Source organism: Vagococcus allomyrinae (genome assembly GCF_017829975.1).
Classification (GTDB): domain Bacteria; phylum Bacillota; class Bacilli; order Lactobacillales; family Vagococcaceae; genus Vagococcus_D; species Vagococcus_D allomyrinae.
This window is the reverse complement of sequence record NZ_JAEEGA010000021.1, coordinates 1-14,090: the sequence shown is the minus strand read 5'-3', so window position 1 is coordinate 14,090 and position 14,090 is coordinate 1. Positions and strand designations below refer to the sequence as shown.

General features: G+C 40.7%; 9 protein-coding genes, 8 tRNA genes and 1 rRNA gene. All 18 read right to left on the bottom strand.

Annotated elements, in window-relative coordinates:
• Positions 1-98: 98 nt before the first annotated feature.
• Positions 99-1,862: a thiol reductant ABC exporter subunit CydC gene (gene cydC, locus I6N95_RS23445; protein ID WP_209531975.1), complete on the bottom strand. Its 1,764-nt coding sequence runs from the start codon at positions 1,860-1,862 to the stop codon at positions 99-101.
• Entirely contained in the window at positions 1,855-3,597 is a 1,743-nt protein-coding gene (gene cydD / locus I6N95_RS23440) for a thiol reductant ABC exporter subunit CydD (RefSeq protein ID WP_209531972.1), read from the bottom strand. Before cydD ends, cydC begins: the two co-directional genes overlap by 8 nt.
• A gap of 6 nt (positions 3,598-3,603) precedes the next feature.
• Positions 3,604-4,617, bottom strand: coding sequence for a cytochrome d ubiquinol oxidase subunit II (gene cydB, locus I6N95_RS23435; RefSeq protein ID WP_209532148.1), 1,014 nt, complete (start codon positions 4,615-4,617; stop codon positions 3,604-3,606).
• Between the two features lie 7 nt (positions 4,618-4,624).
• On the bottom strand, positions 4,625-6,019 hold the full coding sequence (locus tag I6N95_RS23430) for a cytochrome ubiquinol oxidase subunit I (RefSeq protein WP_209531970.1): 1,395 nt from the start codon (positions 6,017-6,019) through the stop codon (positions 4,625-4,627).
• 156 nt (positions 6,020-6,175) lie between these two features.
• Entirely contained in the window at positions 6,176-7,525 is a 1,350-nt protein-coding gene (gene gor, locus I6N95_RS23425; protein ID WP_209531968.1) for a glutathione-disulfide reductase, read from the bottom strand.
• Between the two features lie 172 nt (positions 7,526-7,697).
• A complete protein-coding gene (locus I6N95_RS23420) occupies positions 7,698-8,942 on the bottom strand; it encodes a peptidase U32 family protein (protein ID WP_209531966.1) in 1,245 nt (414 codons plus the stop codon).
• Positions 8,943-8,955: 13 nt separating this feature from the next.
• A complete protein-coding gene (locus tag I6N95_RS23415; RefSeq protein ID WP_209531964.1) occupies positions 8,956-9,882 on the bottom strand; it encodes a peptidase U32 family protein in 927 nt (308 codons plus the stop codon).
• Between the two features lie 157 nt (positions 9,883-10,039).
• Positions 10,040-12,523, bottom strand: coding sequence for an ATP-dependent Clp protease ATP-binding subunit (locus I6N95_RS23410; RefSeq protein WP_245249841.1), 2,484 nt, complete (start codon positions 12,521-12,523; stop codon positions 10,040-10,042).
• 5 nt (positions 12,524-12,528) lie between these two features.
• Positions 12,529-12,999 (bottom strand): CtsR family transcriptional regulator, encoded by a 471-nt coding sequence (locus I6N95_RS23405; protein ID WP_209531962.1) that lies wholly within the window; start codon positions 12,997-12,999, stop codon positions 12,529-12,531.
• A gap of 166 nt (positions 13,000-13,165) precedes the next feature.
• Positions 13,166-13,239: transfer RNA gene (locus I6N95_RS23400), tRNA-Pro, on the bottom strand.
• 15 nt (positions 13,240-13,254) lie between these two features.
• A tRNA-Arg gene (locus I6N95_RS23395) sits at positions 13,255-13,328 on the bottom strand.
• 8 nt (positions 13,329-13,336) lie between these two features.
• Positions 13,337-13,422, bottom strand: a tRNA-Leu gene (locus tag I6N95_RS23390).
• A gap of 35 nt (positions 13,423-13,457) precedes the next feature.
• Positions 13,458-13,529 (bottom strand) — tRNA-Gly (locus tag I6N95_RS23385).
• A gap of 93 nt (positions 13,530-13,622) precedes the next feature.
• A tRNA-Thr gene (locus tag I6N95_RS23380) sits at positions 13,623-13,695 on the bottom strand.
• 12 nt (positions 13,696-13,707) lie between these two features.
• A tRNA-Leu gene (locus I6N95_RS23375) sits at positions 13,708-13,789 on the bottom strand.
• Positions 13,790-13,805: 16 nt separating this feature from the next.
• Positions 13,806-13,878 (bottom strand) — tRNA-Lys (locus I6N95_RS23370).
• A 3-nt stretch (positions 13,879-13,881) separates the two neighbouring features.
• Positions 13,882-13,954, bottom strand: a tRNA-Val gene (locus I6N95_RS23365).
• A gap of 16 nt (positions 13,955-13,970) precedes the next feature.
• Positions 13,971-14,086 (bottom strand): 5S ribosomal RNA (gene rrf / locus I6N95_RS23360).
• Positions 14,087-14,090 lie beyond the last annotated feature (4 nt).

Here is a 14,090-nt window from a genome sequence, read left to right as displayed (position 1 = left end):
AAAAAAGAAACTGTTAACCACAGCAAATTAATGAAAAGAAAAGAAGTGAAGAAAATTGAGAGAGAAACCCCCAAGCTCCTTCACTTATGTTATCTTTCTTAGTTATAGTCCAAACTAAGCAAATATTGATAATGCAAATTTGTCTCTTTCAATTCTTGTGGCGTGTCATCCATAATAATTTCACCTGTTTGAATAAAAATCACTCTGTCCGCCTGTTCAATTGACATCAGATGATGGGTGATCCACAGAACCGTTTTATCTTTTAAGACCGATAAAACAGTCTCCAGTAAGGCCCGTTCTGTTAGGGGGTCTAATCCAATGGTCGGCTCATCAATAATCACGATTGGCGCATCTTGTAAGAGAATACGCGCCAATGCAATCCGTTGCTGCTCACCGCCTGAGAATCGTTTACCACCTTCTTCAACAAGGGTATTAACCCCTTCAGGTAATTTATCAATAACTGATTGCAAGCCCGCTTGGTATATCGCCGCTAACACCTCTTCGTCAGTCGCTTCCAAATTTCCCAAACGAACATTGTTTAAAATACTTGTATTGAATAAATGAGGCGACTGATTTAAAACGCCAATATAGCGCGACATCTCGCCTAAAGACGCCACAGGTTGCCCGTTGATCAAAACGCGTCCCGCTTGTGGGCTTAAGTCTCCCCGTAAAATTTTGGAAAGTGTTGTTTTTCCAATGCCGCTTTTCCCCAAAATGGCTAATGTTTGCCCAGCCACAACATGTAAATTAAATGCTTGAAAAATGACTTTTCCCGTTTCTTGATAACTAAAAGTGATATTTTCAAAATCAATTTCAGCGTTGACTAAAGGCTCATCGACAACGACTGTTTCATCTACAGCTGCCGCTGGTTCCGCCACTGGCAAACTATCTAACCGTTGTGCTGAATCCTCATACATCGGTAATTCTGTCACCCCTTGACTAATAGGAGAAAAAGCATCCATCAATGGAAAAACAGCTAAAACAAAAGCTGCTACCCAATTTAAACTACCTTTTGGACCACTTCCAAAATAAGTACCAGCCCAGATAAATATCGCCACGATAATCAAACCAAATACTAATTGAATCATAAAATCTTGAAATCGAGTGTACTTATTAAGTTTAACATCTTCAGCACGGACATTCTTTTCGGCATCGTTATAACGAGCTAAAAACTCCTCATAACGACCACTGTATTGCCAATCCCCTACACCTAGAATGGAGTCCGTCAATTGATTATATAATGTGTGTCGTTCTTGTTTTCGGCGATAAACTCTGGCTTGATTAACTGCGACTGAGGCTAATGGCAAAATAATGACAATAACCCCCAGCATCACTAAGATCAGCAGCGCAAAAGGAAGTGAAAAGACGCCGAACCCAATGACAATTAGGACGTATAACAATAAACCAATTAAAGTTGGAAAAATCGTGCGCAGATACAGATTTTGAATATGTTCAATGTCTTCAGCTAAAATCCCTAAAATACTCCCAGTTTGAAATTCTTCCTTCGATTTAGCCGCTCGTGATTCTAATGAGCGATATAATTTCAGTCGAATATCAGAAGTCATCCGCAAAACCCAATCGTGACTTCCTAAACGCTCCATATAGCGGAATAAAGGACGCCCAATCCCAAAGGCTCTCGTCAGGACAATCGGCACATAAACGGCCAACACATTCCAAGGACGAGACGCTGATTTACTGATTAAAAACCCAGAGGTGAACATCAACGCACTACCTGCAAAAAATGTCAACAGCCCTAAAAACAAAACCAGTATTAATAATTTGCGATATTTTCTAAAATAAGGACGTACCCAAGTATCTTCTTTTGATAACAATAAGCGGGGGTTCGTTGCTTTTTTACTCATCTACTTGTCCTCCTACAACGTCACTGGCAAAACGGTGATAATCACCATTTCTTGTGGTTAACTCCTGATAAGTTCCTTGTTCCACAATTTGCCCCTCGTCCATGACTAAAATATAATCCATCTCTTTCATCCAATGGAGCCGATGAGTTGCAAAGATGACTAACTTTTCTTCAAACAGCGGCAACATGGTCTCCTTTAATTCCGCTTCCGTCTCGATATCCAGATGAGCTGTTGGCTCATCAAACAGCAACACTTTTCGCGAATGATCCAAAAAGGCACGTGCTAAGGCCACCCGTTGCATCTGGCCCCCACTTAATGTTTGGCCACCTTCACCAATAATCGTTGCCAACCCCTCTGGCAGTTCTGTTAACAAGTCTGTTAAACCCGCTTGAGCAATGGCCGATAAAATTGCTTCTTCACTTGCATCTGGCACATAAAAAGCCACATTTTCTTTAAAGCTGGCATGAAACACATAGGGATCTTGAGGGATATAAAACATTTGCTGCTGCCACTCCCGTTGCTTCAACGTACTAAGCTCTTGGTGGTTAATCTCAATATGACTTTCTGGTGTTGGGTTTAAGAACCCCCCTAACACTTTAATTAAGGTTGATTTACCCGAGCCCGACCGGCCAACCACTCCGATTTTACCATAGCCTTGCCAATTAAAATCAAGGTTCCGAATAGCATCTAGGTCAATGGCTTCCCCATAGCTAGCCCCTAAATTTTGAACACTCAAATTATCTGTTACATCCCACTGATGAGTTAAACTAAGGTCTTCTTGGACCCCGCTTTCTTTAGCATCCAAGACAGCAAAGATACTTTTTAACGTGTTCCCACCATTAAGTGTTGCATGATAGTCATTCGCAAAGTCACGAATTGGCAAGAAAAAATCGGGGGCTAAAATTAAGACAGTTAGGGCTGGGAATAAAGGCATCAATCCGTTGATTAAATTCAATCCTAAGAATAACGCAATAATGGCAACTGATAAAGTCGTAAAGAAGTCTAAGGCAAAGGTCGATAGAATCGCAATGCGCAAGGTACTCATAGTCGCTTTCCGATAATTCTCACTGACATTATAAACATTTTTACCATAGCGTTTACTTAATCCCAGAAGGTTTAAGGTTTCCAAGCCACGTAACGAATCAATAAAATGATTACTTAAAATTTGAAACCCTTCGTATTGTTTATCGGCTTTGGCTCGCGCCGCATATCCCAAGATAATCATAAATAAAATAATGATTGGAAAAACTAAAATCAGCACCACACCTGAACGAACATCTTGTGTAAAAACAAAAGCCGCGATCAACCAAGGAACAATCATCATATTGGTAATCTTAGGCAAAATGATGGTGATATAATTTTCCAATTGGCTAATCCCCTCAATCGCCATAGTAACCATATTGCCTGTGCCTTCTTTTTGGACAAAATTAGGGCCCAAAGAAAAGACTTTTTTTAATAATTGTTGACGAATCTCTTTTGACTGTTCATAGGCGTAACCATCCAACCATTTATCTTTAATAAAATGACCGACTTGGCGCATCATAAAACAAACAAAAAACAAGGCGACTTGCGGCAGTTGCGACGCAACAGTTGCCCCTCCCCAAACACTACTAATAGCTTTTGATAAAAAATAAGCTTGACCTATAATCAAAAGAGCTTGCAGGACAGCTAGTCCTGCAAGCCCAATAAAAACAGGTCTGATTTTATTGAATCGAAAAACATTTTTATCTATCATCAGAGTTTACCCCTTTATTTTACCTGTTTTCAATCTTTTAGCAAAAATGAAATATGACCATGCCTGGTAAGCCAAGACAAATGGTAATAGACAAGCTGTTACGATTGTCATAATCTTCAATGTATACGGTGAGCTAGACGCATTTACGATTAATAAATCATAAGCTGAGTCGATTGAACTAATCATCACACGTGGGAACAGACCATTGAATAATAACACCACAATTCCTGCTAAGACAGCACCTGTCGCTATGAAAGAAAGTAACTCTTTTTCTTTAAATGTCCCCAGTGCAGCAACAACTGCTGCTAACACAATCACGACCAAAATAAGCAACGTTGAAATCGGACGCTTATCAAAGAAATCCGTGTCTTTCCAAAGTAAGCCTGCAAAAACAACCAACCCTACAAATAATACGGGGTAAAGGCGTTTCGCATACATAGCTGCACGATGACGAATCGGTCCATCCGTTTTCAAGCGAATATAATTTAACCCGTGAATAAAACAGATCAAGGTCACGGCAACAGCTCCCACAATCGAGAACAAGTTAACATAATCACCAAAACCGGCATAAATGTTCTTATCGGCCTTCATTGGCATTCCCTGAACCATACTAGTAAACATTAAACCAAATAAAAATGGGGTGATCGAGCTACCGATAAACAGCGCCCACTCCCAAATATTACGACCACGATCCGATTCCATATGATCGCGAAACTCAAAGGAAACCCCCCGTAAAATTAAGCCGAATAAAATTAAGAACAACGGGATATAATACCCACTAAAGAGTGTGGCATACCACTCTGGGAATGAAGCAAATAAAGCTCCACCAGCGGTAATCAACCAAACTTCATTCGCATCCCAGACGGGTCCAATCGTCCCCATCACTTGTTCACGTTCTTGGCGGTTTTTTGCCAAGAGTTTCGTTGCCATACCGACACCAAAGTCAAAGCCTTCCAAAAAGAAGAAGCCAATAAACAGAACGGCAATTAATAAGAACCATAATAATTGTAAGAAAGTCATGTCCATACTAGAACGCCTCCTTCGCTAAGGGGTCAATTGTTGATAAAGCCTCTTTATCCTCTTTATAAGGCCCATACTTAGCCACTCTCTGAACCAAGAAGACCATCACACCACCTAATAATGAAAATATGAGGAAGTAAACGATATTTGTAAATAATAACTGATTAGCAGTGACACTTGGCGAAACACTGTCGGCTATCGTAAATAAACCATAAACAGTCCAAGGGAAACGACCTAATTCCGTAATCAGCCAACCACACGTATTAGCGATAAATGGTGCCGCAATACACAAAGTAAAGATAATCTGCAACCACTTCATCTTGAAAATCCGATCATTTTTAAGTGCCCATAAACCAACAATAGCAAGCAATGCCATTAAACTACCAAAACCTGCCATAAAACGGAAACTCCAAAACAAAGTATTAACGGGCACATAGAAATCCATGTCCTTGCCCCATTTTTCTTGCAATTCTTTGTTTAAACTATTCATCCCTCTAAAATCACCATCATGATCACTGCCCAAAATTGACAACATATAAGGGATTTCGATACTTGGACCTTCTGTACGATTCGTTTGATCCATCAAGCCCACAACCTTCCAAGGAGCAGGTTGTGCCACATCTTCATAAATTCCTTCCATAGCGGCAAATTTCATCGGTTGATCAGCAATAACCGCTTGTGTTTGCGCATGACCGAAACCAATTGTTACAATCGACGAGATTAAGCCAATAATCAAGCCTACCTTCATTGACTTTCTAAAGAAAATGACGTCTTCCTTACGCATCATTTTCCAAGCTGAAATTCCGACAATCACAAAACCACCTGTTACAAAAGCACCAAAAATAACATGGGGTAATTCAAGCCATAATTGATGATTTTTTAAGAGCTCCAAAAAGCTAGTTAGCTCTGCTCGTCCAGTCTCAGGATTAAATTGATAGCCCACTGGATTTTGCATAAATGAATTAGCGGCTAAGATCCACAAGGCGGAAAGCGTTGAACCAATCGCCACGAGCCACATAAAAATCATGTGGGTACGAGGTTTCACTTTATCCCAAGTAAAATGCCATAGGCCGATAAAAGTTGACTCTAAAAAGAAAGCCAATAAAGCTTCTACCGCTAATGGCGCACCAAAAATATCACCCATAAAACGCGAGTATTCCGACCAGTTCATTCCAAATTGAAATTCCTGAATGATTCCTGTCACAACCCCGACGGCAAAACTAAGTAAGAATATCTTCCCCCAAAACTTAGTCATGTCTTTGTATACTTCTTCTTTCTTTACAACGTACATTGTTTCCATGATAGCCACGGCCAATCCTAAACCAATGGATAAGGGCACAAAAAAGAAATGAAAAACAGTCGTCATTCCGAATTGAATCCGTGCTAATGTTAATACATCCATGTAAAGATCCTCCTTTTGTTCATTTTTTCATCTTTAGAATAATTATCATTACATTACTATTATAGTCTATAATCTCACAAAAGGAAAATTCCCCTTAAAAAAAGCAAGAAATATGCTAATAAGGATAATCACGTACTTTTTCTTAATAATTTATTTTTAGCGCATCGTCACAAATTCTTCTGCTGCCGTGGGATGAATTGCAACGGTGTTATCAAAATCTTTTTTGGTTGCGCCCATCTTAATCGCCACAGCAAACCCTTGTAACAACTCATCCATCCCGAGTCCTACACCATGTAACCCTATAATCTTTTCCTCTTCACCTAAACAGACCAATTTCATGGTTGCTTTCACTTTACGCGTTTGAAGGGCATATTGCATCGGGTTAAATTGTGAACGGTAAATTTTAATCTGTGATTGATCATATTTCGCCAACGCTTCCTGCTCAGTCATCCCAATTGTTCCAATCGGCGGATGACTAAACACCACGGTTGGCACTAATTCATAATTTAAATACTCATCAGTCTTACCATTAAACAAGCGCTCGGATAAACGTCGGCCAGCTGCGATCGCCACAGGGGTCAATTCCAGTTTGCCAATAATATCTCCTATAGCATAGACACCTGTTTGGGTTGTATTTTGAAATTTATCAACCTTGACCTGTCCTTTATCATTCAGTTCAACGCGCGTTTTGGTCAAGTCTAAACCTGCCAAATTTGGTTTGCGACCAATTGCCCAAATCACCGCATCTACCACTAACTCCTGACCGTTCTCAAAATGTAACACCAAAGAGCCATCCTGCGCTTTGCTAACACTTTTAGGAATTGATAGAGGATGAGCGGCAATCCCCTCTTGCTGATAAATAGCCAATAGGGCATCCACAATTTCCGTGTCAAACTCCCTTAAAGGTCGTTCTTTCCGATAAACCAAATGAGTCTCAGCGCCTAAACCATTTAAGACTCCGGCCAGTTCAATCGCAATATAGCCTGCCCCAACCACTGCAACTCGCTTAGGTAAATGAGTCAACTCAAAGAACCCATTGGAATCAATCCCCAAATCAGCTCCCGGAATATTCGGATAGCTGGCTTGACCACCAGTAGCAATCAAAATGTGCGGTGCTGTGTAATGCTGACCATTAACTTCTACCACATCTTCTGCTACAAATTTGCCATAACCTTTTACGTAGGTCACACCATTGCTTTCTAATCCTGATTCATATAAACCATTCAGTCGTTTAATATAGGCCTGGCGGTTGGCAACTAACTTAGCAAAATCGAATGAATCAATCGTCACATCGAAACCATAACTCTCTGCGTCTAACAAGATATTTTCTCTTAATTGAGAAGCTGACCACATCACTTTTTTAGGCACACATCCAACATTAACGCAGGTCCCACCAAGTTCGTTGCCCTCAATTAATAAAACACTAGCCCCGTGCATCCCAGCTCGATTCGCTGAAGCAATGCCACCACTACCGCCACCAATTACGATATAATCGTATCTTTTCATTGTCTTCATCCTTCCGCAGTATCTACCACCCTAAATTATACGAGAAACCACCTCTATAAATCAAGATTTCGGTTTGTGAATTTCCTGAAAATGCCGAATCCATGTGCCATGAGCCTTTCAATCATCTATTCATTTCTTTTCACTCAAAAAGCTTGGCACATGTCACTCATCGCTACTTCTTTTTCCGAATCATATCACCTGGTTTTACAGGTTGCGCAACTGGCATTGTTAAGATCATCATAGCGTTTGGCGCTTTTTCAATTGACTCTCCCTCTTCATTCCACATAACTTCAACTGTTTGGTCAAAATGATTAAAACCCGGACCATAAAATTCTATTTCATCCTTCACTCGAAAATGATTCCGTTGACGGATAGTTGCAACCCCTGTTGCATCATCATATGCAAGGACTTCACCAATAAATTTAAATACAGGAATTTTGCGACGTGCGCCAAAAAGTTGTTCCTCCTCACTCGGTGTTTGATAATAAAACCCAGTAGACAATTCTCGTTGGGCAACTTTCCACAGCTCATCCACCCATTCCTGCTTGCATTCATAATGATCCGGATCAGCCATATAACTGTCAACGGCCTTCTTATAAACATTGGCAACCGTCGACACATAATGAATTGACTTCATTCGACCTTCAATTTTAAAGCTATCTACGCCATTTTGGATCAGGTCAGGTATGTGTTCAATCATCGACATATCAACAGCACTCATCGAAAAAGCTTCATCTTCAATTTCACCATTGGTTTGCAACGAACGACGCTCTCCAGCATAAGGCATATCAAATAAGTCATATTTCCAACGACAAGACTGGGAACACCCCCCCCGATTAGCATCTCGTTTTGACATGTGATTGGATAAGGTACAGCGACCTGAATAAGATATACACATGGCGCCATGGATAAACGCTTCAATTTCCACATCCGTCTGTTGACGAATTTCAGCAATCTCCGCCATTGAAACTTCTCGAGCCAAAACCACTCGTTCTAATCCTTCTTTTTTCCAAAATTCCAAGGTTTCAACATTAGTGGCAGACGCTTGTGTTGATAAGTGGATCGGCAACCCCGGTGCATCTGTTGCACAAATTTCAATCAAAGCTGGATCAGAAACGATAACGGCACTAATGCCAATTTCACGTAGTTTTAAAAAAAACTCACCAGCCCCTTTGGCGTCTCCTTCATGAGTCACCATGTTAGCTGCCACATAAACCTTAGCACCGTAGGTATTCGCAAAAGCCACTCCCTCCGCCATTTCTTCAAAACTAAAATTACCGGCCCGACTGCGCAACCCATAAGCATCTCCCCCAATATAAACGGCATCTGCTCCGTAGTGAATCGCGGTTTTCAATTTTTCCAACGTACCTGCTGGCGCTAAAACCTCAGGTCGTTTTAACTCTGTTTTAAGTGTCATGATTAAACTCCTTCTATTTTACTTCATCTGGGTCCATCAAAAAGAATCCAGTATCCAAACCACGCCCTACTGGGTGGTGTTCTGTTACTTTTACCGATAATTCTTGAGCTAGCGATTCTGTCCACTCCTCGGCCAATAACGCTATCTTAGCTTTAACAAATAATTTGGCAATCTCGACAAACGAGTCTCCAGGTGTATATAGCCCCTCTAGCTTCCAATGTCCATAGTTCAATTCAACTAATTTGGGCAATTCCATCATCAAATTAAGATCGTTATCTGCAAAAATATGGGTGCCATGGCTATCTTCATAAATCGAATAGTGCGTCTCCTCTTTCTTGGGCTCCGCCAAAAAGAGCCCCCGCTCCCTGTTAACTTCGTCTTCTGCTTTTGTATAAGCAAAATAATTTTCAACTAAAGGCCGTTTCGATTGATGAATACAAGTTGCACCATAAACCAGAATTTCGCCATCAACCGCGATCGTTTCAGACATTTCTTTGAGCTCCAAATAAGGTACCTCTCTGGCCATAACAGCCCCAACAGCTCCCCGTTTTGCCCAAAAATTAATTTGACGAGAACTGGTTACCAACATCTGAGCATCGTAAATGTAAGGCAACTGATAGCCATCCCGTTGCAAAACAAAAATAACTCCCGTGTCACCAACCGCTATTTGATCAACCTTGATTGATTCTAAAAAAGTTAAATAGTCAGGTATTAGCCGCATCTTTTCTGGGTGCATGATCCCGTTGACTGCCACGGTAACTTTTTTATGATGACGATGAGCCAATTCAACAAGTTCTTGTTGCTCCTCTCGAGAAAAATAAGTTGGTAGCCTTAAAGCAAATAACTCTTCACCAAAATATAAAACATCTACACCACTTTCCAATAATGCCTGAGCTTGGTTAATTGATTCCACTGTAGCAGTAATTTCAATTGCTTTCATAATAAAAAACTCCTTTTCTAGCGTTATTACGCGTGAACACACATGCCCACAGAAAACTCTGTATGTTTTTTCACAATAAAAATACCGAAAAAGCTGGTAGGCGCCTTGGTTTTGCACCTACCAACTTCAAAGTTTGTATTTATTTTACCTATTTAGTTTAAACCTTTTCCGACACTTTTTCAAGAGCTTTTTCCGTTACATTTAAAGTAATTTTACCTTTTGATGCCCCGATTGTGACTTTATCACCCAAAGCGATTTGACCTGATAACAGTGCCTCACTTAATTTATCTTCCACTTCTTTTTGCAATGCCCGTTTAATTGGGCGGGCCCCATATTCCGGATCGAAGCCCTCCTTGCCAACAACATCTAAAGCTGAAGCGGTAATCTTTAAATCAATTTCTTGTTCGCTTAAACGAGTCACAATCGATCGACTCATAATTTTGACAATTTCTCGTAATTCATCTTTAACTAATGAGCGGAAAACAATCGTCTCATCAATTCGGTTCAGGAACTCTGGTCGAAACGCCTTTTTTAATTCTTCAATAATCTTAGCTTGCATCGCCTTATGATCTTGACTAATATCAGAAACGTTAAAACCAACCGATTTATCTTCTTTTAAAGCCGTTGCCCCTACATTTGATGTCATGATTAAGATGGTGTTTCTAAAATCGACTTTGCGTCCCTTAGAATCAGTTAAATGACCATCATCCAAAACTTGCAATAAAATATTAAAGACATCTGGGTGAGCTTTTTCTACTTCATCCAGAAGAATTACTGAATAAGGTTTCTGACGAATTTTTTCGGTCAACTGGCCACCTTCATCATAGCCAACATAACCTGGAGGTGACCCAATTAAACGACTGGTACTGTATTTTTCCATAAACTCAGACATGTCCACTCGCACCAAGGCATCTTCAGCACCAAACACCGCTTCTGCTAGAGCTTTGGCCAATTCCGTTTTACCGACCCCTGTCGGGCCTAAAAACATAAATGAGCCAATTGGTCGATTAGGATCTTTAAGCCCACTACGAGCCCTTCTAATCGCTCTAGAAACAGCTTCTACAGCTTCATCTTGGCCAACAACCCGTTTATGTAGCTCCCCTTCTAATCTCAGTAAACGATCGCTCTCTTTTTTCTCTAATTGCTGTAATGGAATACTCGTCCACTGCGAAACAACACCAGCAATATCTTCACCTGTCACTTGGTGAGCATAGCCTTCTTTATTCGCCAATTGTTTCTCATCATAAGCGCTAATTTTTTGTTCTTGTTTTTTCTCACGTTTACGAATCAGCGACGCTAGCTCAAAATCCTGCTCAAAAATAGCATTGTCTTTTTCTGTTTTTATTTCTGCTAACTTCTGCACTAACAGTGTTCTAGGTGAGGCTTTATCAGAAAAACTTAAGCGTACCTTGGCGGCTGACTCATCAATCAAATCAATCGCCTTGTCTGGTAATTGACGAGAATTAATGTAACGAATTGATAAATAGACGGCCTCATGAATCGCTTCTTCTGTAATCGTCACTTTATGGTGATCTTCGTAACGTTTTTTTAATCCTGTTAATATTTCAATTGCTTCCTCTGCCGTTGGCTCATCCACTAAAATGCGGGCAAATCGGCGTTCCAACGCCGAATCTTTTTCAATATACTTCTGATACTCATCTAAAGTTGTCGCTCCGATAGTTTGCAACTCGCCACGAGCTAAGGCTGGTTTTAATATATTCGACGCATCGATCGCCCCTTCAGCACCACCTGCTCCAATTAACGTATGTAATTCGTCGATAAAAAGAATGATATTGCCATCATGATAAATTTCATCAATCACTTTTTTCATGCGATCTTCAAATTCACCACGGTACTTAGTCCCTGCAACCATCGATCCCATATCGAGCATCATCAAACGTTTTTCTGTCATTTCTTCTGGAACTTCCCCTGATACGATCCGTTGAGCAAGTCCTTCAGCAATCGCTGTTTTACCGACACCTGGTTCGCCTACTAGCACTGGATTATTCTTTGTACGCCGGCTTAAAATTTGGATTAAACGCTGAACCTCTTTCGTTCTACCAACAACTGGATCCATCTTACCAGCACGTGCGAGTGCCGTTAAGTCTCGGGCCAGAGAATCCAATGTAGGGGTTCCTTCTTCAGGACGTGGCTGATTCCCCATTTTTTTCATCGCTTGCTTATTAGCCTTTGTGTCTGCCACACCTATTTTCTTTAAGATGATTTGACGAGTTTTTGGCAAATCCAACCCAAAATTACGCAAAATTCGAGAGGCTAAAATATCGTCATCCCTTAAAATACCTAATAAAATATGTTCTGTTCCTACATTAGGTGCATCCAAACGTTTAGCTTCATCACCAGCAAAAGATAAAATTTTCTTTGCACGAGGTGAATAAGGTAAATAAACGCCTTGAGTGTAGCTACGCGCAGAGCCGTAGCCCGTTAATTTCTCAATTTCTTCTTTAATGTCTTCTGCTTTAATTCCAGCTTGACGCAATATTTTACCAGCAATGCCACCTTCTTCAATCACTAGCGCATAGAGTAAATGCTCTGAACCGATTGACTGGTGACGAAAATACTTAGCTTGTTCTTGAGCGATCACTAAGACCGCTTTAGCTTTTTCTGTAAATAATTCATCCATAATCGTTACTCCTTTTCTTCGTAGTGAAGACGTTCTAATAAAACCTTCATCATACGAGCTCGAGTTTTTTCTTCATTGTGCTTATCCATTTGTAAAACGTCACTGGCGATTACTGATAACAGTAAATTGCCTTCCCTCTTACTAATAATATCATAGTTATACAGTTGCTGCAGAATTGCTATTCCATCATTTTGAGACAGAGAGCTCCCCACCATATTAGACAAATCTGCTAAGATCTCACCATGATGATTCAAGTTAACTTTTTGAATTCTAATATATCCACCGCCACCACGTTTGCTTTCTACGCTATAACCTTGGGCAACCGTAAAACGAGTGTTAATGACATAGTTAATCTGAGAGGGAACACAACTAAATTGATTAGCCATTTCAGCACGTCGAATTTCAATTTTCTCCTGTTCTCTCAGAATCTCTTTTAAATATTCTTCGATCAAATCGGAAATATTTTGATTTTCCATTTTATTGCGACACCTCTTATCTATCAATATTGACTAACTTTGACCTTCATTATACTAAATTTGACAATAAAGGGAAAGAAGTTTGGTTCTAAAACGATCAAATGAGAGCAAAATTAGGGTTTTAACGCAAAAAAAAAGACCTGACAGGTCTGAAAAAATATAAAAATCGGGAAGACAGGATTCGAACCTGCGACCCCTTGGTCCCAAACCAAGTGCTCTACCAAGCTGAGCTACTTCCCGTAAAAAATGTTGCAATGCACCCAAGAGGAGTCGAACCTCTAACCGCTTGATTCGTAGTCAAGTACTCTATCCAATTGAGCTATGGGTGCAAAAACAATGCCGAGGGCCGGAATCGAACCGGCACGGTAATTACTTACCGCAGGATTTTAAGTCCTGTGCGTCTGCCAGTTCCGCCACCCCGGCTAATTAAAACTGGTCTTTCCATATAAAAAATAAAAAGCGGAAGACGAGGTTCGAACTCGCGACCCCCACCTTGGCAAGGTGATGTTCTACCACTGAACTACTTCCGCATGTTTATTATTATCAACCTATTCATAATACACGATAATTCACTTTTTTTCAAGACTAAATGTATTAAAAAAAGAGAGTCATCTACTCTCTAATGCCGGCTAAAGGATTTGAACCCTCGACCCTCTGATTACAAATCAGATGCTCTACCAACTGAGCTAAGCCGGCTTTAGTTCTTTATGCGGGTGAAGGGACTTGAACCCCCACGCCGTTAGGCGCTAGATCCTAAATCTAGTGCGTCTGCCAATTCCGCCACACCCGCATTTGGCAAAAAAAAATGACCCGTACTGGGCTCGAACCAGTGACCCTCTGATTAAAAGTCAGATGCTCTACCAACTGAGCTAACGAGTCATATGGAGGTTAACGGGATCGAACCGCTGACCCTCTGCTTGTAAGGCAGATGCTCTCCCAGCTGAGCTAAACCTCCAAAATACAAAATATAAGCGTGGCAACGTCCTACTCTCACAGGGGGAAACCCCCAACTACCATCGGCGCTAAGAAGCTTAACTACTGTGTTCGGCATGGGAACAGGTGTATCCTTCTTGCTATCGCCACCACACTTA